At 43.6% G+C, this 26,717-nt stretch carries 18 protein-coding genes and 2 tRNA genes; 5 read left to right on the top strand and 15 right to left on the bottom strand.

From position 1 onward, the window contains the following. Nucleotides 1-382: 382 nt before the first annotated feature. The 5 genes from H4W00_RS03090 to H4W00_RS03070 form a co-directional block, all read right to left on the bottom strand. Nucleotides 383-628 carry a hypothetical protein gene (locus tag H4W00_RS03090; RefSeq protein ID WP_209956185.1) on the bottom strand — a complete coding sequence of 82 codons (246 nt, stop codon included), beginning with the start codon at nt 626-628 and terminating at the stop codon, nt 383-385. 261 nt (nt 629-889) lie between these two features. Next, nucleotides 890-1,141, bottom strand: coding sequence for a hypothetical protein (locus H4W00_RS03085; RefSeq protein ID WP_209956184.1), 252 nt, complete (start codon nt 1,139-1,141; stop codon nt 890-892). 2,133 nt (nt 1,142-3,274) lie between these two features. Continuing rightward, a complete protein-coding gene (locus H4W00_RS03080; protein ID WP_209956183.1) occupies nt 3,275-3,817 on the bottom strand; it encodes a DUF3124 domain-containing protein in 543 nt (180 codons plus the stop codon). A 66-nt stretch (nt 3,818-3,883) separates the two neighbouring features. Beyond that, on the bottom strand, nt 3,884-4,585 hold the full coding sequence (locus H4W00_RS03075; RefSeq protein ID WP_209956182.1) for a potassium channel family protein: 702 nt from the start codon (nt 4,583-4,585) through the stop codon (nt 3,884-3,886). Nucleotides 4,586-4,673: 88 nt separating this feature from the next. After that, on the bottom strand, nt 4,674-6,434 hold the full coding sequence (locus H4W00_RS03070; RefSeq protein ID WP_209956181.1) for a TrkH family potassium uptake protein: 1,761 nt from the start codon (nt 6,432-6,434) through the stop codon (nt 4,674-4,676). A gap of 573 nt (nt 6,435-7,007) precedes the next feature. On the opposite strand from H4W00_RS03070, the gene H4W00_RS12550 reads away from it, so the two are divergent. Continuing rightward, a complete protein-coding gene (locus H4W00_RS12550; protein ID WP_334684856.1) occupies nt 7,008-7,487 on the top strand; it encodes a phospholipase D-like domain-containing protein in 480 nt (159 codons plus the stop codon). Nucleotides 7,488-7,836: 349 nt separating this feature from the next. Here H4W00_RS12550 and H4W00_RS03060 read toward each other — a convergent pair whose 3' ends face one another. The 7 genes from H4W00_RS03060 to rsmH form a co-directional block, all read right to left on the bottom strand. Further along, nucleotides 7,837-8,823: a putative RNA methyltransferase gene (locus tag H4W00_RS03060; RefSeq protein WP_209956180.1), complete on the bottom strand. Its 987-nt coding sequence runs from the start codon at nt 8,821-8,823 to the stop codon at nt 7,837-7,839. Between the two features lie 298 nt (nt 8,824-9,121). Further along, nucleotides 9,122-10,240 (bottom strand): phospho-N-acetylmuramoyl-pentapeptide-transferase, encoded by a 1,119-nt coding sequence (mraY, locus tag H4W00_RS03055; RefSeq protein WP_209956179.1) that lies wholly within the window; start codon nt 10,238-10,240, stop codon nt 9,122-9,124. A 3-nt stretch (nt 10,241-10,243) separates the two neighbouring features. After that, on the bottom strand, nt 10,244-11,716 hold the full coding sequence (locus H4W00_RS03050) for a UDP-N-acetylmuramoyl-tripeptide--D-alanyl-D-alanine ligase (RefSeq protein ID WP_209956178.1): 1,473 nt from the start codon (nt 11,714-11,716) through the stop codon (nt 10,244-10,246). A gap of 254 nt (nt 11,717-11,970) precedes the next feature. Beyond that, entirely contained in the window at nt 11,971-13,557 is a 1,587-nt protein-coding gene (locus H4W00_RS03045) for a UDP-N-acetylmuramoyl-L-alanyl-D-glutamate--2,6-diaminopimelate ligase (RefSeq protein WP_442966456.1), read from the bottom strand. Nucleotides 13,558-13,760: 203 nt separating this feature from the next. After that, entirely contained in the window at nt 13,761-15,893 is a 2,133-nt protein-coding gene (locus tag H4W00_RS03040) for a peptidoglycan D,D-transpeptidase FtsI family protein (protein WP_209956176.1), read from the bottom strand. Next, a complete protein-coding gene (gene ftsL, locus H4W00_RS03035) occupies nt 15,890-16,378 on the bottom strand; it encodes a cell division protein FtsL (RefSeq protein ID WP_209956175.1) in 489 nt (162 codons plus the stop codon). The genes H4W00_RS03040 and ftsL overlap by 4 nt, the downstream gene beginning before the upstream one ends. A gap of 494 nt (nt 16,379-16,872) precedes the next feature. Continuing rightward, on the bottom strand, nt 16,873-18,042 hold the full coding sequence (rsmH, locus tag H4W00_RS03030) for a 16S rRNA (cytosine(1402)-N(4))-methyltransferase RsmH (protein WP_334684855.1): 1,170 nt from the start codon (nt 18,040-18,042) through the stop codon (nt 16,873-16,875). A 258-nt stretch (nt 18,043-18,300) separates the two neighbouring features. Between rsmH and gltX the strand changes: the two genes are divergently transcribed. The 4 genes from gltX to H4W00_RS03010 all read left to right on the top strand — a co-directional run bounded on the left by gltX (nt 18,301) and on the right by H4W00_RS03010 (nt 20,830). After that, nucleotides 18,301-19,854, top strand: a complete 1,554-nt coding sequence (gltX, locus tag H4W00_RS03025; RefSeq protein WP_442966426.1) for a glutamate--tRNA ligase — start codon at nt 18,301-18,303, stop codon at nt 19,852-19,854. Between the two features lie 162 nt (nt 19,855-20,016). After that, nucleotides 20,017-20,409: a hypothetical protein gene (locus H4W00_RS03020; protein WP_209956174.1), complete on the top strand. Its 393-nt coding sequence runs from the start codon at nt 20,017-20,019 to the stop codon at nt 20,407-20,409. A gap of 113 nt (nt 20,410-20,522) precedes the next feature. Beyond that, a tRNA-Ala gene (locus H4W00_RS03015) sits at nt 20,523-20,598 on the top strand. A 156-nt stretch (nt 20,599-20,754) separates the two neighbouring features. Then, nucleotides 20,755-20,830 (top strand) — tRNA-Glu (locus H4W00_RS03010). A 352-nt stretch (nt 20,831-21,182) separates the two neighbouring features. Here the strand turns inward: H4W00_RS03010 and H4W00_RS03005 are convergent. The 3 genes from H4W00_RS03005 to H4W00_RS02995 form a co-directional block, all read right to left on the bottom strand. Continuing rightward, a complete protein-coding gene (locus H4W00_RS03005; protein ID WP_209956173.1) occupies nt 21,183-22,085 on the bottom strand; it encodes a DMT family transporter in 903 nt (300 codons plus the stop codon). A gap of 297 nt (nt 22,086-22,382) precedes the next feature. Further along, complete coding sequence (gene acnA, locus H4W00_RS03000) at nt 22,383-25,223, bottom strand: aconitate hydratase AcnA (protein WP_209956172.1); 2,841 nt, start codon at nt 25,221-25,223, stop codon at nt 22,383-22,385. A 267-nt stretch (nt 25,224-25,490) separates the two neighbouring features. Continuing rightward, nucleotides 25,491-26,591, bottom strand: a complete 1,101-nt coding sequence (locus H4W00_RS02995) for a DUF3025 domain-containing protein (RefSeq protein ID WP_209956171.1) — start codon at nt 26,589-26,591, stop codon at nt 25,491-25,493. Nucleotides 26,592-26,717 lie beyond the last annotated feature (126 nt).

Genomic DNA, 26,717 nt, shown 5'->3' with positions numbered 1-26,717 from the left:
CTATTGATTCGTAACGCTTAGAAACGGCATAAATATGCTTATGAAGCGCATATTAAGTCCCAATTTGATTTTGGACTAAATTATAAGAATGGATGTGGAACACACCGAAGTAAGACATGAGCTAAAGAAGGATTTGGTAAAGCGTGCGATAACAGCCATCAAGATGGCTGTGGCCAATATTAAATCAGCAAGGATGTTGATCAAGGCTTTTAAGTGTGGCTATCATAGATAGCTTTGTACCAAATTTCTGTACCCTCATTTAAGTTAAAGGAATTTTTAGATTCTTGCGTACCATAGATAACAGTATGCAACCTAAAGGTTCGCAGTATTCATGCATTAGGCAGTGATACCGTACTTATTGTAATTTTCCTACATGGACTGTCTAAAATTTTACATCATCCTGGGTCATTGCGCTTATCTTAATCGGCACAGCAAACGACCATGCGACCCCACCAGTACAAAAAAAGCTATTGTCATTAAAAGACACAATACGAGCCGTAAAGTCGTTATTCATTTGATCTGCCATGGCTTCTTTATCATTACTGTCCTCTACAGCACACCATATCTGTTGATCACCGCGCTTCAGCATTGCGCGAGTTAAGTCACTACCTGTTAACTTTTTATCCATCTTGACACCTCTTAGCCGCCCACTACAGTTTTTGAACTAAAAAGATCTTCTACCGTAATATTTTCTGTAGAAGTGACCCTTAGCTATACCTGAAATGCTATCGTTTATGGTGGCGTAATAAGAATGTTACATCAGATATACTTAAATTTATAATATTTTTACTATAGTTTTCATTAACTATAAGATGAACAGCACTTTTTTTAGTTTAAACGGTAAAGACAGCATAAAGATTTTAAAGGTCAGCCAATGAAAAAGTATCCCTCACAGCCCTAGTTCATCTTGAGTCAGTGCGATTTTTTTAACAGGTACCGCATGTTGCCATAAGTGTCCTTCCTTACAAAAGAAGCCGCGATTGTCAAAAGAAATAATATGCATTAGGGAACTATAATCCGTACTATTGATAGTAGCCATAGCATCCTCATCGCTATCATTGCTTGTAGCGCACCACACTTGCTGATCGCCACGGTCCAACATGGCACGAGTTAGATTACTACCTGTTAATTCATTACTCATATCTAAACCTTTTTTGTCTTGTATAATTTTTTAAGTACAGCTTACTTATCATTATATCGACTTATGTTTATAAAGTGTTTGGTTTTATAGGTCCTTATGCTCTTTCAGTTGCCTTTACTCATTCAAATATAGCTCTACTGTCAGATCTAGCCTGACTTACATGTCTTTCCGTGAGGAAGAGTTCCTAACATGCAATATAACCGATGCGTTGTTTTTCGGCTTTGACCAAGCGGAAGTTGGTTATCAAGCTACTTTTAAGCGAGCAACCTCTCAATTAGCTGTTCGTTGCTGAGATTATAAATCTTTAGTCATTTAACTTTGAAGATGCGTTCATCAGATGCCTGCTCACTGGGGTCACACCACAAAGACAAGGTTCAGCTTATCGCAAGTCAGCTTCACAACGTTGATTTTCGTATCAGCCGCTTGCTCGGGATCAAGACATATCTTTAACACATAACGACAACCTAAATAAAAGTGCGTTTCACTATAATTAATCCATCTCAAAAACAGCACAATGCTATTGGGATAAATTTTTTGCCGGCGCCGTCATGCTTGCGAACAGCACGCCAGAAAAATTTATACCAGTAACACCTTGCTACAAGTGACTGTCTTGTACATTGAATCAACTACACTGCCGTAGCGCTTAGGTAAAACATAATTTTTTTACTCTATTTAATTACAGTATTTTTCTTCCAAGTACCGCTAAGCACAAATCTTCGACCGTTCAACTCCTTCTCGATTTATTTCTATAAGCAACTGGTTTATTCTATATCACTGAACGCTGCCATTTTGGTTGTTTTAATATTTTTTATTATCAATTATTTATTATCAATCTAGGGCGTTGGTCGTTGCTGTTATCTTCTAGATCACGATAATTTGTGGTAATGAGATAACTTTAATCATAGTGTTAAGCCCACAACTAATAGTGTTAAGCCCGCGACTATAAGTTTTAAAAACCTCACGCGTTGATCTGGATGGAGAATTCCATAGCTAGTATAACGTTTTTTGTCATGCTTCTAATGTTAAGCTTGGCTAAAAAATTTCCTGTATCACTTTAGTAATAATTGACACTAAAATTTACTGTGATGTTGTCTAATAAGATGTTATATTCTAAATTATAAATATAATAAAACAGATAATTGTTTGCTAAATACTTTATCTAAAACTTAAAAATCGATATAAACATTACTGTATTAAACATTACTGTATTTTAAGAACTTTGCAATAAGTGCACTCAAGATGAGGGCTAAGAAATAACTAGTCTATTTCTACTGTGTCTGAGGAAACTATACTTAAAAAGTTTCTAATGACGACATGAAATTATCTACCTATTGGCTAAAAAAATCGAAGACAAAAATATGATAAATACTGGTGATAAACTTCTGTGTAGAATTGGTAATAACTGTTACCTAGAAGGCGAAACCTACATTGTAGGTAAGTTCGTGAATGGAAGATATTTTGAACTAATGACAGGCTCTAATAATGACCATTGGTATGCCACTATAAATAATGAAGGCATATACGTTCGTTTTAATGCTATGAGAGATGAATTTAGCGACGCTTGGTTTGATAAGATAAATAACCAGCATTACTCTTGAATCTTGAGTGATTTTTAGCACCATTCCGACTTATCCCATCATTTAGCGGTATCACTAGTAATCTAGTGATACCGCTATTTTTATGCGGATCTTGAAGTGTTTTTATTTGATTGAATGTCTATTGGATACAGGGACTTGATAGCTGGATAGAAAGCAAGAAGATAACTCTATAGTCGATTCAATATAGAAGACAGTCACTGGCAGCAAGGTGCCACTGGTGTAAATTTTTCTGGCGTGCTGTTCGCAAGTGTGAGGGAGGCGGTAAAAAACTCATCCCAATAGCACTGTGCTGTTTCTCAATTGAATTAACTGTAGGTTCAGAATGGACGGCAAAAGCATGATGAGGATACCTACTTTCAAAGAGTAAGATCATAATTTATTTAAAACCCTACCTCAACTGGTACCACGGCCACCTTTTGAGCCCATTGTTGCCAGAGTACCTATCGTCATAGCGCATCTTGGCACAATGAACTGGGTTAAGGCTTGCTACTTGATAGCAAATTGATAAACCGATAGATTACGGCATTTATTTGCATTAGTGCACAACTGGCGTCCCCTCTGTGCTAAATGCGAAGGCTTTATTACTAAAATTACCAACCATAACTGCTTCGATAATGGGTTTTACCGTGTCATCTACGCCTTCCACTTCGATGATGAAATTTGCGCCAGACCCACCTTTGTCTTCTTCTTTTTCGACAATATAATTAAGTGTGGCCATGGCTGGTAGCTCAATCGGGCTTTTTAAGTACGCTTTGACAAAAGCACCATCGGTATCGTAATAGTCTATTTTGTTAATGTATAAAGATTTTTTTAAAGTGGTGTTACGGACACTCAAGGTGGCTGATAACAGAACTTGACGGTTGTCTCTGTCGGTATAGATGTCTGAGTAAATCGGCACATAAAAAGTTTGCTTATAGAGAAATTGGCTACGATCGACCGCTGATTTTATCTCAAGCTCTGTAATCGGATCTTTATGTTTCTCTGAGAACATGGTGTTTGGGTCTTGTATTGACTGATCACAGCCTGAGAATAACACCAACCCGGCAATACATAGGACGGATATGCGGTACTTGTTCATAACTTTCCCCTTCATCATTTCATGTATCTACTATTTCAAATAGCTGACGGTTAACTTTTCGGCCCGCTACTGTACTTTAACCCCGACACTACGTAAGAACTGATTAATGTGTTTATTAGCGCCGTAGACTACCAGCACATCACTATCTTGCAGGACTTGTTCAGGTTCAGCTAAGCCTTGAATACTAGGTCTACTTTGAGCGCGTCCAAAGCTGTCTTTGTAATGCTCATAACGCATAGTGCTCAGTAGTTTGATATTGAACTTATCTTCCAGCTGTAAGGCAGCTACTGTTTTACCGACCAAAGCGTCTGGAATACTAATCTCCACAATACTAAAGCTATCAGTCAAGGAAAAGGAATCGACAAAATAGCGTAGTGACAGCCGTTTTGCCCAGCGCTTTGCCGATTCTTGTTCAGGATGAAAAATATCATCGACCCCAATCGCTTGCAACACTTTTTCGTGCAGCGGGTTGATACTACGGCTGATTAAACGCTTTGCTTTTAGAGTTTTAAATAAGGCGGTCGCCATGACGTTAGCGCCTTGGTCTTCCCCAATCGCTACTATCACTATATCCGTATCAATAATCGGTAGGCCATTGACCGTATACTCATCGGTTGCGTCCATACAGATGGTATGCGAGATGACTTCTTTATAGCTCTCAACTTTTCGCATACTGCTATCAATAGCGACCACCTCATGGCCTTGGCTAGTGAGCGCTATACCGAGTGATGAGCCAAAACTTCCTAAACCTACGATGATATATTTCATAACCTTCCTTATCTTCTCTTAAGCGTCTTGTTTTAATACTAAGCCCTTATAATCTTGCTTTGACGATCGAATAATAACTCAATACACCCTAGTTAATAGTAATCTCTTCAGTCGGGTAACGATAGTTACGTTGGCGCATATTTTTAAGTAGTGCGATAAAGATGGTTAGCATACCCACCCGCCCAACGAACATGATGGCTGTGACCACCAGCTTACTAAAAGTTGATAGATCAGCCGTTAGGTTCAAACTCAACCCCACTGTGCTATAGGCAGAAAAACATTCAAAAATCACTTTAATCAAATCAAGCTCAGGCTGATCATAACTGATCAGAGTCACGCCCGTACCAATCACCAATAGCGACAGCCACATGATCGAAAATGCCCGACGAATAGAAATATCAGCTATTTCGCGTTTGAATACTTCCACCTTGGTCTGACCACGCGCGAGGCTAAAAGTATTTAACACCGCAATAGCAAAGGTGCTGGTCTTGATACCGCCACCCGTTGAATTGGGAGACGCACCAATCCACATCAAAAAAATCGTTAGCATCACAGTCGGGAACGCCAGCGCATCCATATCGGCAATATTAAAGCCTGCAGTTCGCGGCGTAGCCGCCGTAAACAACCCCGCTATTAACTTGCCATACCAACTACTATGCTCAGCAAGTATGCCGTGGTATTCAAATAGCATCACCCCAATTAGCCCTATTGATAATAACGCGCCAGAGGTGATTAAAGTGATGCGACTGTTAATACTAAGTAGCCACGGCTGATAGGTATAGCGCGGATCATTATGGTAAAGCGCTCTTTGGGTACAGTGCCGCAGATAGCGCAGCAGATTAACCACAATCACAAAGCCCATGCCACCAAATAAGAAGGTGGCACCAATAATCAGCTGTAAAGGATAGTTAAAGCGTAACGCCTCATCGTATAAACCTGCGCTAAAGGTAGAAAATCCCGCATTACAAAATGCAGATACGGCATGAAAAACCGAAAAGAATAACCGCTCAGAGAGATTCAATCCTGGTAGATCATAAATGCTGATATAAATCAAAATAGCAGCCAGCGCCTCAACGCCAAAAGTCACGTATAAAATAGATTTTAGAGTGGTGACCATATCACCCATACGCGGTGAGTAGTTCATCTCACTGATACTTAGCTGAGTCTCATAGCTGATACCACCTTTAAAAAAGTAGCTAAAATAAGTCACAAAGGTCAGGATACCAAGGCCACCAATTTGAATAAGACCTATGATAATCATTTGCCCAAAGGTGGTAAAACGAGTGGCGGTATCTACCACAATTAATCCGGTCACGCAGACGGCACTGGTAGCAGTAAATAGCGCATCAACAAATGAGATAGGCTCGTTGGTAGCGTTGGGCATCATCAGTAGCAAGGCCCCGACCAATACTACTGATAAAAAACTTAAGATAAAAAACTGGGCTGGATTTAAAAATGCACGATTAAGACTAAAATTATTATCAGATATTTCACGGACAAAGGTGACAAATACAGCAACCTTAATCGCAATAAAGCCATCTACCGGCGTCGATAGCCCTGATTGCCATAAAGCCGTGAAATGAACCACCAGTAGCATGACAATCGCTATACCGGTCAGCAAATCAAAAATTGCTACCTTGTTCACGATCAACGGCAATTTTCGGCGAATATAGCGCCCTATCGTGGCGATAAACCCCAGTAAAATAATCGCTAAATAGAAAATATGAAAGAGGTGCTGTAGCCACGTTGATAGTGTAAAACCACTGTCGACTAAAGCGACTGCTACCCCAATAATGCTGGCGACAATAGTAAACTTATTCAACAACCGATACGGTAGGGCTGGGTGCATAGCCTGAGTCCATTAAAGGGATAGTTAGTTCCAACTAGACTTGTGAGATAATATGACTTTTTAGGATAGAACGTTTAGAGTCGCCCTGCCTACGTCAATGACACTGTCACTTATACTCCTTTTTTTAACCATCTACTAAGATTGATTTTGGAGAATCGTAACCAGTTATGAAGCGCTTCATGACGAGGTTTTATAGAAAAACACCTAGAGTGCTCTTATTTTATAAGACTGACGATTGACATTGTGCAAGTTAATATCACCATTCCTAGGTAGGCACCCAAGGTTCAGAATACGTTATAATCAGTTAATGCTATCGATAACGGTATAAAGATACTTTTAAGTAAAAGCACTAATAATAGTAGGACCTCCCTATGGCAGTAAATATTTTCCTAACCGTGCATTTTGTCTTACTGCTGCTGATATCCTTGCGAGTACTGGCGCGTCACGACCTAACCTCATCAGCACGGCTGGCTTGGCTATTGCGATAGTCGTAACTGCGCGGATCCTGAGTTTCGAGTAAAGCCTAAATATGCGCCTTGGGTAGATATTATGCTGCGGGTTGAAGGACCAGTAGTGGCACAAAATCAAATGCTGTTTGCTAGTGATTGGTTAACTGAAAACCCCGACACCTCTCCAGAAAGCTTTTATTATAATACGAAGCCACAGCCAGGTGGGTTTGCAGCGCAAGTCTTCGCATATGGACCCACCCAGCGACGCGGCGCAACTCCGCAGTTTCTAGGGGCGCTCATCAGTCAAGCTCAGCATACGTTGATTATTTCAACACCATACTTTATACCGGACTATTCACTGATTAATATTTTATGCGCGACTGCTTATCGTGGTGTGGCAGTCACAATGATAGTTCCCAAACATAATGACTCATTCGTAGTGACAGTGACCAGTCGAAGCTATTACTGGCAATTGCTTAAAGCGGGGGTCAAGATTTATGAGTATAAACCAGGTTTGCTACATGCCAAAACCTTGACTGTTGATGGTGAGCTCAGCCTAATTGGCTCGACTAACTTAGACTTGCGTAGCTTTGGCTTGATTTGATTTGAACTATGAAAATAATGTAGTAATAAGCGATAAAATGCTGACTACTGACATCATAGAGCGGCAATATCAATATATTACTGACTCCAATGAAGTACAGCGCGAGCAGGTATAGTTAAAATACCTTAAAACGCTAGGGTACTGCTGGTATAAGCTTTTTGCAGCCTGTGTCTGCGTAGGCACAGCAAGCAAGAAAAACGTATGCCAGCAGTAGGTTATGTATCGATATTACTTTTCATTGACTATAGAAAGTTGGGTGCTACCCTATAGAATTTGGAACCATATTATTACCACCATGGAGCCAATACTATAGCGTTTATATATAGGCAATTAAAAAGACTAGCCTGATTTATTTATCAGCTGTTTTTTGCAAAACATACACCACAAATCGTGCCTCGGTCTCAAATGGCTGAGCCTCAGCACTTGCCAATAGTGCTTGTCGATTTTCCGCACGAGCGCGATAAGCATAGGGCGTCATGGTTAATAAATCAGCTAATGCCTCTGCTGATAAGCTCAACTTGGAGCTAATGTGATGGGTATCTACAAGTATAAAATACGGTGCTAATGTGGGTAAAAATTTCTCAGAATCATGTTCACGCACGCTATCAAATAGTACCTCACGCAAGGTCGCTAAATGACCCATGTCCGGCTTAGCAATCACTAAATAGCCACCCTCTTGTAAGACCTCAGCAAATGCTTCGGGCAAAATTGGGCTAAAAATACTACTAATGCCGGTCATGCTATGCGCGCGTAAGGGTAAATGCGCCGCACTGGTCACTAATGGGTAAATGGCAGCCGTTTTAGACAGTCCTATTGCTTGTTCATTTTCTCTTTGATACCACAGACGATTTGTCACCTTACTGGCTCTAGCCAGCTCGATCAGCGCCGACTTACTAATATCAGCCGCTATTAATTCATCAATACCCACGCTTACTTCTGAGCCAATTTGCGCCATTGCTTGGGTGTAATACCCTTCTCCGCAACCAATATCTAGCCAGCATGTTTCGGGTGTATCGTTTTTACCATGTTCGTCATTATTAGTTGCTGTTTTACCTTGCGCCAATAGTTGTGCCATTTGCTGACAAACCAGATTTTGTAATGGTTGATAATATCCCGCCGCCAAAAAACGCTGCCGCGCTTCGATAGAGTCTTGACTGTCGCCGGGGTTTTTAGATTTCTTTTGTTGTACAGGCAGCAGATTAACGTAGCCTTGCCGCGCCACATCAAACGGATGGCAGGTTTGTTTGGGGTGCAAGCTGCCATCACAGCGCCAAGTATCCGCTGCTGGCTGTAGTGGCGACTGACAAATAGGACAAATAAATAAGGACACAAGCATCTCAAAGTCATACAAATATGGATAACATTTTAGCAAAATTTACGCTCAGCAAGTAATAAAACAAACGATAAAAGAGGCACTAAAAAAGCCACCTCAGTAATGACCCAGATGGCTTTTCTAATAATAAACATAAATATAGTCGGTTCACTTTAAAACAGAGTCAGTGTGGCTGGTAGAAATTTTTGCAGCCTCTGTCTGGCGAAGCGCACAGCACGCTAGAAAATTTTTACCAGCTGCACGTATTTATCTACGTATCACTTTTATTTTGCATTGACTATACGTTGAATATAGTTTGGTCTTAACGCAGCTTTAACGTCATCAGTCCCATTATCACTAGTATGATGGCAATAATCCAAAACCGTACGACCACTTGGGTTTCTTTCCAACCAATCTCTTCAAAGTGATGATGTAGCGGTGCCATACGAAAGACGCGTTTTTTGCGCAGCTTATACGAGCCGACTTGTAGCATGACCGATACCGCTTCTGCGACAAACAGCCCGCCCATAATCGCAAAAGCAATCTCTTGCCGGGTCATTACCGCAATGGTACCGAGCATCGCACCCAGCGCTAGCGCTCCAACATCACCCATAAATACTTGTGCAGGATGAGCATTGAACCACAAGAAACCAAGACCCGCACCAATCATAGCGCCACAAACAATAATCACTTCAGAATTATAAGCGATATAAGGCACATGCAAATACTCAGAGAATCTAACATCACCTGATACATAGGCCATCGCACCCAAACCTGCTGCAACCAAGACCACAGGTAAAATAGCGAGACCATCTAAGCCATCAGTCAAGTTAACCGAATTTGAGGCGCCATTAATCACAAAATAAGTAAAGATAATAAAACCAATACCATAGGGTACCGCTGAGAATGGGATGGCCCAGTCTTTAAAGATGGGTAACAATAAATCCTGCATCTCGCGTGTGGTCACTATGTTAGGCTGCAACGTGGCAATATAATAAAGGGAAATTCCCACGAATAACGCGCCCATTGACAGCCAGAAATATTTTTTTCGAGCACTCAATCCTTTGGGGTCTTTGTACTTAATTTTTAGCCAATCATCTGCCCAGCCTACCGCACCAAAGATAATCATCACAATAAGCAAGATCCAAACGTAGGGGTTATTCAGTCGCGCCCACAGTAAGGTCGACACGCCGATAGCACTTAAAATTAACACCCCACCCATGGTAGGCGTGCCAGTTTTGACTAAATGCGATTGTGGCCCATCATTACGAATCGCTTGACCGTACTTGAGTGCACGCAGATGCCTAATGACCCGTCCACCTAAAAACATACAGAAACCAAGCGCGGTAACGACCGCCAATAACGCCCGCAGCGTCAACGAAGAAACCGCAGAAAATGGGGTATAGTACTGACCCAACCATTCAAACAACCAAACTAACACCGCCTACTCCTTTACTAACGCATCAATAAGTGTTTCCATTTCCATGGAACGAGAGCCTTTGAACAACACGGTACAAGGCTGTGCTTGCTGCGCCTGTAAATACGGCTGTAAATACTGTAACAAACTGGCTTTATCATCAAAAGCCTGGGCAGTAATGCCGCCAATCTCTTGCGCGCCAGTAACGCTATAGGTAGCATACTCGCCAACACAAAGCAGTACATCGATACCGCTGGCAGCAATAGTGCGACCTAAACTTTGATGTTCGCTCACAGCGGCATCGCCCAACTCAGCGATGTCGCCTAATACCATCACTTGCACGCCCGTTTGCGCCGCCAATACTTTCGTGGCTGCTCTCACTGCATGCGGATTGGCATTATAAGCGTCATCAATCAGACGATGCAACCCTAACATCTGGCTGTTTAAACGGCCTTTTGCCGGACGTGCATTTTCAAGACCGATGACAATATCTTCAATATTGATATCTAGTGCGTAAGCACAAGCAGCAGCGGCAAGAGCATTATTTACATTGTGCTCACCCGCCAGCGGTAAATTAATATTATGGACTTGAGAGCCAATATGTAGCTTAAATTCACTGCGCTCAGGCTCAACATCAAGATGGCTAGCACTGACATCGGTATTACCAAAACCAATTACATGTGATGTATGGGTCTCAGCAATCCGGCGCAACTGATTGGTAAAGTCGTCGTCATCAGGAACAATCGCAAATTGGCCATCATTTAAAGTGTGGTAAATTTCCGCCTTAGTCTGACAAATACCCTCGCGGCTACCGAATTCGCCTAAATGCGCCGTACCGATGTTTAAAATACAGGCGACATCAGGACGGACAATGTCGGTGGTATAGGCAATCTCACCGATATGGTTGGCACCCAACTCTAATATGGCATAACGATGATGATCGGACAGCTCAAGGAGCATCATCGGCACGCCTAAATCATTGTTTAGGTTGCCACGAGTGATGAGAGTGGGTGCTAGACGACCAAAGATACTGCCGAGCATCTCTTTACAAGTGGTTTTGCCACTAGAACCAGTGATAGCAATCACAGTCAAGTCTTGATGCTGCTGGCGGCGATAAGCAGCCAGCTGCCCTAACGCCAAGCGGGTGTCACTAACGATCAACTGCGGAATATTGGCTGCAGTTGGACGCGATACGATAGCAGCAACTGCCCCTTGCGCCACAGCGGCATCAATATAATGGTGTCCATCGAAGTTATCACCGCTCAGTGCTAAAAATATGTCGCCAGTTTTAATCGTACGAGTATCGGTGGCAATGCGAATGCTGCTAACGCCACTATACGCATCTGCCTGCGCGGTAGTTGCATCCGGACCTTCTGTCTGTTGCTCATGCTCAGGTAGCTGCCAATGGCCATCAAGTCTGATGGTTGCCGCCAGCAAATTATCAGCTTGCCAAACGTACAGCCCCTGCGACTGAATGATGTTATCGTTGTCAGCTGTCATAGTAATTACCTTGTATGATGGCTACCTTATATGGTGGCTACTTTATTTTATAGTTTTGTATTGATATAAATGCTAGTTTTTCAGTCAACTATAGTTAAAACACCTTAAAAAACGCGACGGTACTGCTGGTATAAGCTTTTTGTAGCCTCTGTCTGCGTAGGCACAGCAAGCCAGAAAAATTTATGCCAGCAGTAGGTTATGTATCGATATTACTTTTCATTGACTATATATAGGCGTTTAGAAAAGTAAATTCGTTAGCGGCGTCCGGCTTGTTGTAGCGCCTGTAGAAAGATAACACTGTCATCAAAATCATGACGGACACCTTGAATCTCTTGATAAGTTTCATGCCCTTTGCCAGCGATAACCACAATATCATCAGGGCTAGCGTGAGCGACCGCATATTCAATGGCCTGCTGACGCGAAGGCTCAATATGAGTGCGCTGGTATTGCTCTGTGCTCATACCTAGTTGCATATCTTGCAAGATCATATTGGGATCTTCTGTGCGCGGGTTATCGGCGGTTAATATGACTTGATCCGCGCCTGATAATCCGGCCTGTGCCATTAATGGACGTTTACCCGCGTCGCGATCACCGCCACAACCAAAGACTGCCCACAATTTACCACGGCAGTGGGTTTTGAGACTATCAAGCACTTGAACCAAGGCATCGGGCGTATGAGCATAATCTACAATAAAGCAGCCTTCTGCTGAGGGTACTCGTTGCATACGCCCAACGGCACCCTGTAGCTGTGGCACTACTGCGGCAATACGTTCAAGACTTATGCCAAGCGCCACCGCAGTTGCGATCGCTGCCAGCAGATTTGCGACATTGAAGCGACCAAGGAGTGGGCTCACAATATTAATAGTACCAAAATCGCTATGCAAGGCAATCTCAACACCTTGTAGACTCGGTATGATACTGGAGGCCACGAAGGTCGCTGTTTGTGACGCCTGTAAACTATAAGTCCATACGATTAAGTTGCTGGCATGCGCGGTATCCAGCATTGTCCGAGCATACTCATCGTCACTGTTGATAACAGCGTGGGTTAAGCTTGGGAAATGCGCTCGATCAAACAGCTTGGCTTTGGCGGCGACATATTCGGCCATATCAGCATGATAATCTAGGTGATCCCGGCTTAGATTGGTGTAAATAGCGACGGTTACGGGCATCCCTTGCAAGCGTTGCTGATCCAGTCCATGCGAGCTGGCTTCAAGCGCTAATAAATCTGCACCCTGTTCACCCATTTGGTATAAAAACTGCTGAACAGCCAAAGCATCGCCAGTGGTATGACTGGCTTGTATTAACGCGCCTAGCTTACCATTACCTGCTGTTCCCATGACTGCGCTACTCATTCCCGCTAATTGGGCCAATTGCGCGACCAGCTGACTGATAGTCGTTTTGCCGTTAGTACCAGTAACTGCTATCACAGTTGGCAAAGTAGTGGGTTGTTGATATTGCATATAGGCTTGGATCAGGTCTCCTAAAAAGTCCCGGATATTGGGCACATATAATACCGGACAAGGCAGCGCTGCGGGTTGCTGCTGCGCTGAAGACTGCTTGTTGATTGCAGGCTGTGTATTTTCGAGCTGAATATTGGCATTTGGTGGCGCATTAGCCGGCGTAAACAAAGCGACTGGATCGACCTCTGATAAGATAAACGCAGCATTCTGAGCAGCCTGTGACAGGTAATCACGGCTTTTTTGACAGTTTGGGGTCTGACTTTTTAATAAAATAAACACATCATTGACAGCCACTTGGCGGCTGTCTAGGTGAAATTTTTGAAAGGGAATTTTGGCGACTGAACTGGTATTGTCTACTGCATCGCCTACTTCATATATCATCGCTGCCAATCGCTGCTGTAGCTTAGCGCTGCTGGCATAGTCCTCAATAAGCTGCTGTAAAGTAACAGCACGTGGCGATGATAAGGGCATGAGCAAATCCTAAACAATTAAAAAGAATAAATGAAAATGATATTATGAAGATATCAGCCACCAGAAAAATTTCAGTGGTTTTAAGGTATCAACAGCGCTGCTGCTATTCTAAACTACTCCGTCTGTAGTGGCTTATCTAAAGGTACATTGTACAAGCGTAGTGCCTCTTTCATAACATTATGGAATACTGGCGCTGCGGTAAGCCCCGCATAAATCTGCCCACGTGGATCTTCAATTAAGATCACACCAACCAGCTTTGGATTAGAGGCTGGTACCATTCCGGCAAAGACGTTACGATACTGATCGGTATGATAGCCCCCATCAGGATCAATTCGGCGTGACGTCCCTGTTTTACCAGCTACTCGGTAGCCATCAATAGCTGCCGCTTTAGCCGTACCACCGTCTTCAGTCACCCCTTCCATCATTTTTACAATCGACATCGCTTGTTCTCGCGCCATAATTCGTTTACTTGGTGGCACTTTGTTATTTTTGATCAAGCTTAAAGGATGCATGACGCCACCTGACGCTAGTGCCGCATAGGCCTGTGCTACCTGTGCTAGCGTCACTTGTAAACCATAACCATAGCTGACGGTAGCCCGACGAGCAGTCTCTTTCTCTTTAGGCGTGACGACTAGGCCACTGCCCTCACCAGGGAACTGTAGTGGTGTCTTTGAGCCAAAGCCAAATTGCTTTTGCATATTGGTAATCGCAGCAGGCGGTAAGGATAAAGCAATCTTAGTAGAGGCGACGTTACTTGATTTCTGTAACAGGGTCGCCAGATTAATCGTCCCCAAATTATCATGGTCACGAATGGTATAGCCTCTGACTCGAATAGAGCCAGGGTTGGTATCAATCAAAGAATTTGAGGTATATTTACCTGAATCTAGGGCGGCGGCAACGGTAAAGGGCTTCATCACTGACCCAGGCTCAAAAACATCAAGTAACGCACGATTACGCTGGTTTTCACCTGTCATTTCATTGAGATTGTTAGAGTTAAAAGATGGCCAAGTAGACAGTGCCAATACTTCACCAGTCTGTACATCAACCACCATACCCGTTGACCAACGTGCTTGTTGCAAGCGACCCACTTTTTCTAACTCTTTATACAGTAAATACTGTAAGCGCGAATCAATAGTCAGCGCCACATTTTGACCTGCTACTTCTGGCTCAATCTGTTTGATCTCTTTTAGGCTATTTTGCTTCGCATCTTTTAGGACTAAGACTTTGCCGTCGTCACCTGCCAGCATCGTTTCATATTGGCGCTCAATACCAGCACGCCCCTCGTAGCCACCTTCAGGATCATTAGCACTTTGCCCCATGAAGCCTAAAAGTTGCGAGTTAGGCTGCGGCTGTGGATAGTAGCGCTGAAAGAAATTTTTCTCATTCACACCTGGGAAGTCTAGCGAGCTGACACTTTGAGCGATCTCAGGGGTCACCTTATTCAATAGTGGTAAATAATGCGAGCCTGCACCTGATGGCAATGCCGCTTTTACCGCCGCTTCGTCGGTAACGTCGATGCTGTCATCGATAGCAGTGGCTTTCTGTAATTCAGTTACCGCTATATTGGCAGCTGCCGCAAGCGTGGTTAAATCCATATTATCAAGACGCTTTTGCATACGCGCTTGTAGCTGCGGACTGTCAGGATTGGTAAGCTTGACCCGTTTAAGCTCGTAATATTCGCGCGCATAATCATGCGGACTAAAAGACACGGTAGCTAACGGCGCACTGACCGCCAATGGCAACTTATTGCGATCGGTAATCATACCGCGGTAGGATTTTTGCGTGCGCACGCTAGTGATCAGCTCGTTACCCTTATCTTGATAAAACTGAGCATTGGCTACTTGTAAGTAATAGGCGCGTGATACCAGTAGCCCCAGTATAATTAAAGCAACTACCCATACAGTACGAAAGCGGTTCTTATCATTTTCAAAGCCGCCACGCGATGAGGCACCAGATGCTTTACTCAAAAAGGTTCTTTTGCTTTTGCGATTTTTAATACTGGTATAGGCCCCTTGGGTTTCATTGTTTTTTAGGCGACCAAACAGCTTAGTGGAACGATTTTTTGGTTTGTCGTTTGAGGAAGTCGCTTTTGAGTTATTAGCAGTAGAAGACTTGCTATTGGTCGGAGCAGATTTGGCAGCACTAGCGCGGCGTAAAGGCTTGATCACCTTGCCGCTGGCCGGTTTCTTACTGGTACTTTTTTCTGAGCCTTTAGCATTGGTAGAGTTTGAATCTTTATCACTCATTGTCCTACCTCCGTTGCTGCGAGACCGGCAGGATCTGTATCAGAAACCGTATTAGCGTTTTGGCTCTGATTGAGATTTGGATTAGCAGTTGTTTTGCCCACTGCTACAGGAGTCACAGGCGCGCTGGGCTGAATAATCAGCTTGTCTTTAAGGGTCGGCGAATACATGCTCAGCTCAGCAACGGCACGACTGGCAATCTGCGGGGTAGCACTGAAAGTTTGCTGCTCAATCAATAAGCGCTGATGCTCGACTTGCAGCTTGCGTTCTTGTTTTTTCATATCTTGCAAGGTTTTATAATCCTGGTGATATTGCTGAACGCTTTCGGCAGTTCTAATACCACTCCATACAATAGCGGCCGCTAATAGCAGTAGTACCACCACATAAATACTCACTACGCCAAAGCGCTGTGCGAATAGCTCTCCAACATCAGTATTATTAGTAGATGCAGTGTTGCGACGGTTGGTAGGTTGGTCAGATATTGCCATGACGATCTCAAAAAATGAACTTAAATATAAAAGAGGATTTAGGATAACGAGTTATAAACGACCTATTTACTATCAGTACCATCAATAAAAAACACTCACTATAGTCAGAACTAGATAAAACGGATACACATATGGTTTTGGATAACTGGCAAAAATTTTTCTAGCTTGCTGTGTGACTGCATCACTTTTCGAGCCTTCGAAAATTTCTTCCAGCTATCCTGTACCTACTTTAAAACAGCTTAGCTATAGTGCATGACAGCCGCAAAGGCTTGCTATTAGTGCAAGCACCAAAAATGCAACTGCTGAGCCTAGCAGACAATATTTACAGCTTTTTAACAGTTGCGTAGTTATTACTACATTAGCATCAATTCAGTATGCAAAATGCCTGCTAATAACTGTTGATATTTGCACCGTACTGACTGTTCACGGTGGAGCAGACGTTTTCAGCTATCTATCATTTTCAACTAGGTGATTTTTTCAACTAGCCGCTGTTTTCAGTGAGATTCTGGCTGATATGCTGTGTCCGTACGAGTTGCAGTCCGCAACCATGCACTACGCGAGCGCGGGTTTCCGGCTACTTCCGCTTTACTAGGTCCAATGCGTTTGGGTTTACTAAAGTAACGCGGGCGATTGGGCGGCATCGGTGATTGCTCATCTTCAGGATACTGCCCTTTACTATGGCGTTGCAAAAATTGCTTGATGCGCCGATCCTCAAGCGAATGAAAGCTAATCACCGCCAGCTGCCCACCCGCTTTAACAATAGGAATACTTTGTTGTAAAAAGCTATCCACATCACCAAGCTCATTATTAATAAAAATACGCATCGCTTGAAAGCTTTGAGTGGCCGGATGCTTGCCTCTCTGCCATTTAGGATGCGCAACTTTAATGACTTCTGCCAGCTCTAATGTAGAGGTATAACGGCTCATCTCTTTAATCGCGCGCGCAATTCGGCGACTATGGCGCTCTTCACCAAACTCGTATAATACATTGGCTAAGGTTTCGTCATCGACCTGCTCAAGCCATTCAGCAACAGACTGACCGCGAGTGGTGTCCATGCGCATGTCTATCGCACCATCACGCATAAAGCTAAAACCGCGACTGCCGTCATCGATTTGCGGCGAGGATACCCCCAAATCTGCCATCAAGCCATCAACCTGGTCGATACCCATCGCGGCTAAGCCAGCAGTTAGACTGGCAAAGCTGTCATGAATGACCTGTACGCGACTGTCTTCAGCCGCCAGTTCACGGGCGACTGCGATGGCAGTTGGGTCTTTATCGATAACAATCAGCTGCGCATCATCAGCCAGTTGCGATAATAGTAATCGACTATGACCGCCGCGCCCAAAGGTAGCATCGACGTAGACACCAGTAGCCTGCAAGCTATTTTCACTATCTGAGTCATTCTCCTGCATGGGCAACGATTTGACACCCAGCACTGCCGCGACTGCTTCATGCAATAACACCGCTTCATGGGCAAAGCTTGGTTGATCAAGCTCTACTTTATCAGAAACAGTTTTATCAGAGACTGCCGGATCTGGTGCAGTTGCAACGGACCGATCATCTATAGCCGACAGTGCTGCCGACGTAGCGGAAGAATCGGTAGCAGATAAAGAACGGGCTTTAGAATTAGGTTTAGACTTTGGCTTAGATTTCGATAGGGACACAAACAACTCAATAAATGACGACCAATGAGGCCATTAATAGTAAAAAATCAGATAAAAATAAACAAGTTAGGACTCAGCTAGCATTATTATCGCAAGGATACATCTGTAGTCAAGCGCCATCTAGCCTTTTCAGCAAAAATATTGCCTATCCCTGTTATAATAACGCTATATTTTACGCTATATGACCCTATAACGGCCTCTTTTCCTCATATTTTTTGCTTATCCCTTTTTAATTAACAACCATTACTTGAGACTATTATGACCCAAACTACAGTTTCTGCTGATAATAACATGAACAGCACCCGTCCTGTCCGTACCCGAATCGCACCCTCGCCTACTGGCTTCCCTCATGTGGGCACCGCTTATATCGCTTTATTTAATCTAGCTTTTGCTAAAGCACATGGCGGCGAATTTATCTTGCGCATTGAAGATACCGATCAGGTACGCTCAACCGAACAGTCTGAACAGATGATTTTAGACGCGTTACACTGGGTAGGGCTTGATTGGGCCGAAGGTCCTGACATCGGCGGTCCACATGCACCCTATCGTCAAAGTGAACGCGCTGACATCTATAAAAAACACGCGCAGCAGCTATTAGATAGCGATCATGCGTTTCGCTGTTTCTGCACCTCTGAGGAGCTTGACATCATGCGCGCTGAGCAAATGGCCAATGGTGAAAGCCCACGTTATGATGGCCGCTATGCTAACTTAGCACGGGTAGAGTCAGATAAAATGGTCGCGGATGGCAAACCTTTTGTAATTCGTATGCGTGTGCCCACTGAAGGCGTTTGCCGCGTTGAGGACATGCTACGTGGAACGGTTGAGATTCCATGGTCGCAAGTCGATATGCAAGTGCTATTAAAAACCGATGGCTTGCCAACTTATCATCTGGCCAATGTCGTCGATGACCACTTGATGGATATCAGCCATGTATTGCGCGGTGAAGAATGGCTGAATTCCGCCCCTAAACACCAATTACTGTATGAGTATTTCGGTTGGGAAATGCCAGTACTTTGCCACATGCCATTACTACGTAACCCTGATAAATCTAAATTATCTAAACGTAAAAACCCAACCTCCATCACTTACTATCGTGATGCAGGCGTATTGCCTGAGGCTCTACTTAACTATCTAGGGCGTATGGGTTACTCCATGCCTGATGAAGCGGAACAGTTCACTTTAGAAGACATGATCGCCAGCTTTGATATTCAGCGGGTGTCGCTTGGTGGTCCTATCTTTGATATCGAAAAATTAAATTGGCTCAATGCTGAATGGTTACGAGCGCTAACCCCAGCAGAACTTAAAAACAAGATTCTCGATTGGGCGAATAATAGCGATAAACTCACTGCTATGGCCGCCGCTATTCAGCCGCGTATTGAACTGCTCTCTGATGCAGTCAATTGGGGGGCCTTTTATTTCCAAAACCTACCCGATATCAACGCTGCAAGCTTTACTCATAAGTCGCTCACTCCTGAACAGATCATGGATATGCTGCAGCTTACTATTTGGCAGCTTGAGGCGTTACCGACTTGGAACGAGGAAGATATCTACGCCACTATAAAAGGTATGGCTGCTGCGCTTGATATCAAGATGCGCGACTTTATCGCCCCATTCTTTATTGCCATTGCTGGTAGCTCTTCATCAACACCAGTCATGAACTCTATGGCGATTATTGGCGCTGATATGACGCTCACGCGTTTACGCAATGCCGTTGACGTGCTTGGTGGTTTGGGCAAAAAGAAGCTTAAAAAACTAGAGAAGCAAGCGGCTGAATTACCAGATTTTTTGGCTGGTGATGATGATAACCGTTAAAAATTTTGTTCTTGAAAAAACTACTTTAATTTTCAAATCATAAAGGAAACTCTTGTAAAAAGGGTTTCCTATAAAACATTCAGAATTAATCATCACGAATTAACAAGAAAGGCCAGTCGCACTATTACTAACTTAATCTACTCAAACTTCAAAAGGTAATTTATGCCATATCCAATAGCTATAGACCCCGATAAAGTAGGAGAATACCCTGCGATGGTTTATGCAGGAGGCGGTTATTTTTTTGATGAAGTACTGGAGTATCGTGTTTGGTGTTATCCTGAACATAAGGCTAAGAATATAGACCATAACGATGGTGAAAGCGATAATTGTCATTGCTTTGCGACCTATCAAGAAGCACTAGAATTCGCCGATAACACTCAAAATGCAGAAAGGCCAATCGCATTGGTCAGGCAGCTTGAGTGGATCGACCAGCCATCAAGAGGTATTTATATTCATAATAAAGGGGAGAGGCTGACAGAATGGAGACCTGAATGGTTAGAGAGGGGCGCCAGAACAATGAACGATATTAGTCAATTTCTTCAAAAAAATAGTTAATATTCCTTATTAATTGACTACAAACTCATTTTTTGACAGATTTATTACTACTTTATTGAAATAGCAGTTGACAATTCCTCATCACTTACCTAAAATACGCACACTCTTAGCGAGGGGCTATAGCTCAGTTGGTAGAGCACTTGCATGGCATGCAAGGGGTCAACGGTTCGACTCCGTTTAGCTCCACCACGCTATTTACGATAAAGTGCAGCACTATCAGGCTTTATGGTGAATGACTTGCTAATAGTACAGCATCACCTAGGCACCGCTTATTTTTTAAGCAATCTGATGTTGTTGATTACCGTTATAGCGCTATTAACCTTAGCATCTATGACAACTCTATGCGTCCCCATCGTCTAGAGGCCTAGGACACCGCCCTTTCACGGCGGTAACGGGGGTTCGAACCCCCCTGGGGACGCCACTATTCGGCGCCACTTATTAGCACTTTTGTGAAGTTACATAAGATCAGACTAGTAAGCGTACCATCAAAAAGTCCAGTCACAATATATTGTGATTGGGCTTTTTTTATGTCCGTATTTTATTGCAAAGCAAAGGCATTCTATAGTCAATGAAAAGTAATATCGATATATAACGTACTGCTGGCATAAGTTTTTCTTGCTTGCTGTGCCTACGCAGACAGAGGCTGCAAAAAGCTTTTACCAGCAGTACCGTAGCGTTTTTAAGATATTTTAACTATAGAAGGCTATGACGACTTAACAACAGGATCAACATCGTCAGATTTTTGCTCAGCACGCTGTTTTATGAAAAGGGCTTTATGAGTGGGCCAACTTCTTTAAGGATAAATTTAAAGACAAGTAGGTACCGAACAATATCACGACTGAGCCAATAATAGCACCGATATCCAATGCTTCACCAAGTAACACATAACCAAAGAATATCGCAAAAATAGGAATAACTAAAGTAATGCTGGTCGCACGCATGGGACCAATACTTTTGATAAGGCGGTTCATAAAAATTAGGGCGATTGCCGTTGAAAATATCCCAATGCAAATCACAGACAGCCAAGCCTTAAGACTAATACTCTTGCCATACGGAAATTCATAGACGGCAATGGGTAGCATGACCAAGCTGGCAATGATTAGCGAGCCTGCCGTGATCGCAAGCGGCGAGAGGTCTTCTAAATAGTTTCTGGTGACGTTGGCCCCTGTTGCATAACCCACACAGGCTAATAAGGCGTAGCCCATTGGCAGCAACCCTGACCCTAAGTCTAAAACCTGTCCTTGCTCATCAAACAAGCGCTCACTCATTAAAATACCGACGCCAACCACACCGATAACCAATCCTATCGTTTGCCTCTTAGCGAGTTTATCGTTGAAAAACTTACTGGCGATAAACCCACTCATCATGGGCACCGAGGCATTAAGAACAGCCAATACTCCCGCGTTTACTGACTGCGCTGAAAAAGAAAATAACACAAAGGGAATGGCCGCGGAGAATAAGCCGACCACTGCCAAAACTTTGTAGTTTTCACGAATACCTTCTCGACTTTTCGGATATAACACCACAAAAACCAGCATGGTTAGCCCTGCAAATACCACCCGCAGGCTAGCAAATGCTAACGAGCCAAACTCAGGGACACCTACTCGATAAAATATAAAAGATAGCGACCACATGAAGGACAGCGTGATAAATATAATAAGATCGCGTCTGGTCATTTGTTAACTCGATTTTGATGTTTGGACTGTTTTAGCTAAGTCATTAAAATATCGTGATGATAACGCTTTAACTGCAGTTTAGGTGGGGTTTTTATGTGTTTTTAGTCAGGCTTTGAGGGGTTTGCACTCATTGTGCATTGGGTTTTGTTAAGCTATTAAACCTAGAGTCAGTTGTTTTTAAAAACGCTCGAAGAGAATCATGATGGAGCGTAACCTACTATTTGCGTTATCCTTCCTCACCCAATAAAAAACCCAACACAGCGTTGGGTTTTTTATTGGGCTCAAATAACGGATTACTTAAGCAGAGTCTTTGTTCTCACTGGCCAGTTGACGCAGTACATAGTGCAATACACCACCATGACGAACATATTCGCGCTCTTTTGGCGTCTGTAGCACGACGTGGACATCAAAGGTCTCAGTTGAGCCATCAACGCGCGTTGCACTAACGGTAGCAGTCTCACTCTCACCATTGTTAAGCCCGGTGATACTTAGTACTTCTGAGCCATCAAGGTTGTGAGATTGCGCACTCTCGCCATCTTTAAAGGTCAATGGCAAGACACCCATACCGACGAGGTTAGAGCGATGAATACGCTCAAACGAGCCGGTCAGTACCGCTTTTACCCCTAGCAAAATCGTACCTTTGGCAGCCCAATCACGGCTAGAGCCAGAACCATATTCTTCGCCACCGAGAACGACCAGCGTACGGCCTTCTTCTTTATACTTCATGGCGGCATAATAGATAGGCATCTGCTCGCCATCTTGTAGGGTCGCTTTATCGCCTTTGAGATAATAAGTATAACCGCCCTCTTTACCATCCATCATCAAGTTTTTGATACGGATATTGGCAAAGGTACCACGGGTCATGACCGCATCATTACCACGGCGCGAGCCATAGCTGTTGAAGTCGGCTTCCATCACTCCACGACCTTTCAAATACTTACCAGCGGGTGAATCGGCATCAATGTTGCCCGCTGGTGAGATATGATCGGTAGTAATAGAATCACCGAACAAACCCAATATGCGTGCATTCTCAATGTCAGGAATACCCTGTGGTTCCATGGTCATATCATCAAAGAACGGTGGATTCTTGATATAAGTTGACTCCTCACTCCATGGATATAGCTGGCTGTCTGAAGACGAGATAGAATTCCATTCATCGCTACCGTCGAACACTTCGCCGTAGTTTTTATGGAACATTTCAGCGCTAATATTATTAGCAATCAGCTCTTCAATCTCTTGTGACGTCGGCCAGATGTCTTTTAAGAATACATCATTGCCCTCTTGGTCTTGTCCAAGCGGATGAGTAGTCATATCAATATCTACCGTGCCTGCCAGCGCATAAGCAACTACTAGTGGCGGCGAGGCCAAATAGTTGGCTTTTACGTGCGAGTGGATACGACCTTCGAAGTTACGATTACCTGATAGTACAGCGGCGGCGACCAAATCATTGTCTTCAATACCTTTTTCGATACTCTCAAGTAAAGGCCCTGAGTTACCAATACAGGTAGTACAACCATAGCCGACCAGATAGAAGCCAATTTTTTCTAGCTCACTCATCAGCTCCGTTTTTTCAAGATAATCGGTGACTACTTTTGAACCAGGCGCAAAGGAGGTTTTTACCCACGGTTTAGCCGTCAGCCCTTTTGCCGCTGCGTTTCTGGCGACCAATCCTGCCCCAATCATTACTGCAGGGTTTGATGTATTGGTACAGGAGGTAATCGCTGCAATGACTACCGCACCGTCACGTAATTTATGCTCGTTGTCCTCTATCTTAACGTTAGAGAAAACAGTGTTAGCATCATGTCTGACGTCACTGACATCAAACTGCGCATCCTGTGCCGAATTAGGTTTGGCCGCTAGTTTATCCGCTTGCTTTTGCTCACCACCCTCTTGAGCAAAGCGGTCTTTACCCTTGATTTCTGCTTTACGATCTTTAGTCATCGTATGCAAGGTCTTGCCAAAGCTATCATACATACCTGATAGAGAAATGCGCTGATGCGGCAATTTTGGACCGGCAAGCGATGGTTCAACGGTGGCTAAGTCAAGATGTAAGTTGCTCGAATAAGTCGCGTTTGGCGTGTACTCATCATGCCATAAACCTTGTGCTCTAGCGTATTTTTCCACCAGTTCAATTTGTGCTTCATCACGTCCTGATAGACGTAAATAATCAATTGATATTTGGTCAATAGGGAAAATACCGCAGGTCGCGCCGTATTCTGGCGACATGTTGGCAATGGTTGCTCGATCAGCAAGCGGCATGTTGTGCAGACCTTCGCCGTAGAATTCCACGAACTTGCCAACCACCCCGTGAGCCCGTAGCATCTCAACCACGCGTAGTACCAAGTCAGTTGCGGTAACACCTTCAGTCAGCTTACCGGTCATCTCAAAACCAACGACTTGGGGAATCAGCATCGACGAAGGTTGTCCTAACATCGCGGCTTCGGCTTCAATACCACCCACGCCCCAACCGAGTACGCCAATACCATTAATCATCGTTGTGTGACTGTCGGTACCAAAAACCGTATCCGGATAAGCAGTGAGTTCACCATCCACTTCAGCGGTCATAACCACTCGCGCTAAATATTCTAAGTTGACTTGATGCACGATACCAGTAGCGGGCGGTACCACGACAAAGTTTTCAAACGCTTGTTTCCCCCAATGCAGAAATTCATAACGTTCGTTATTACGTTCAAATTCAATTTTCTTGTTTAAATCGAGGGCATCTTCGCGACCATAGACATCGACTTGCACCGAGTGATCGACGACCAATTCACTTGGGATAAACGGGTTAATTTGCTCCGCTTTACCGCCGAGCTTGACTACTGCATCACGCATGGCCGCCAAATCTACGACTGAGGGCACACCCGTAAAATCTTGCAGCACCACACGAGCGGGCATAAAAGCAATCTCTTGAGCGGGCTCAGCACCAGCGTCCCAGTTAGCGACTGCTTCAATATGGTTTTTACCGACTGATTGGCCGCCATCTTCTTTTCGTAGTAAGTTCTCAAGCACGATCTTCATACAAAATGGCAAGGTATCAATGTTTTTATAAGTTTTTGTTAGCTCAGGCAGACTGTAATAGGCATGATCCTTGCCATCGACTGAGAGGATGTTTTTTACGCTAAAAATATCGCTCATGGTAGCTTCCTTATCTATGTTATAGATTGTTATGAATTTATTGTTATAACAGGTGGCTTTTATTACATATGGCTTTTATTACATGTGGATAGGTCAATTTATTTGAAATGGCTGATTAATAGGTTTATTAATAAAGTTTATAAATGGAACCTTAGCAATTGGTAATAGCCTACTTTTACCATAACAAATAAGTCTATACTTGTTAACCCTAACTGGTTGATGAATGGTGGCAAAATGGTAAACGAAACAGTGATTTAATGGACTATATTAATGATGCTTTTTGCGACGGCCACTACGAAAGACCTGATGATCATCGTAAAAATGAACATCCGCATTGTCAGGCCAAAAGTATGGCACCCCTAAAACAGGTAAGGGTGCAAGGTTGCGTGGCGTCACCTCAGTTTTTGATAACATTTGCTGCATGTGATGAGCCAGCTGGTCATCTATATACGCTAGTCGTTCAAAGCTTGATAAGGTAAAAAAATCTGGCGAGACATTGATTACTATGCTGTGTGCACACAGGGATTTACGCGGTTGTATTAATTGCTCAAGTAACGCGTGACCAAAGATATAAACAGCGGCCTGAGCATGGCTACTTGGTAGTTGGAGGTTATCCCAACTGTCTCGCGGTTTTACTAGACTACCTTGCCAGTCAAAGTTAATCAGCGCCTCACCAATACTTGGATCAGCGGTTACCAGTATCGCACCATTTTCATCAAATACGGTAATGGTATCGCGCACTCGTCCACGACCACTACCTTTTCCATTCATTTGCTTGGCGATCTCACACATATGATAGTAGTTGAGTAGCGCCTTAGTTTTAGGAAAGGTCAGCCAAATACTGCCGTTAAATAAATCATGCAAATTATCGCGAGTGGGAATATGGCCAGTGGTTGCAATAAAGCTTTCGTAACCTTCGCCTTCTGGCAGCGCATCTTGTGACACAAACTGTAGTGCCTGCGCTTGGTTGTTTTGAGTGGGCTTAGTTTGTGGTGGCGGCTGTTTAAAATTGTCAGCTTGCTGAGCCAACGCGGTATTTAATAAGTTGGCTATCACGGTGGTGCTGTAGTTGGAGATCTGATTGGAGATATGATTGGAGATGTGATTGGAGATATGATTCGGCAGAGGGTTAGACACATGATCAAAAACACCTTCTGAATTCTCATCTACTGTATTAGAGCCGCTCATTTGCTTACTTAAGCTTGCTACCGTTTGGCTGAGATAACTCAGTTGGCTAAGATGACTTAACCACGGTGCTTGCCAATCAATAGTAGCAAGGCTTGCCTCTAATTTTACATCTAAAGAGGCATTCATAACATTTGATTTAACAGTAGTTGATGACAAGGATGGTACAGCAGTAACAGTCATGATGAACTCTCTATCTTACCTATGGCTTTTACTGTTCAGTAGCTATAAGCAATTCAATATAACGGTGGTATAAGGAACTCGTGTGCAGGCTATATGTCGTTTATTAAGCCAGTTGCATCGAGCTCG

Source organism: Psychrobacter sp. PL19, assembly GCF_017875835.1.
Classification (GTDB): Bacteria; Pseudomonadota; Gammaproteobacteria; order Pseudomonadales; family Moraxellaceae; genus Psychrobacter.
The sequence above is the reverse complement of the archived record's forward strand: the minus strand, read 5'-3'. Positions and strand labels throughout refer to the sequence as shown.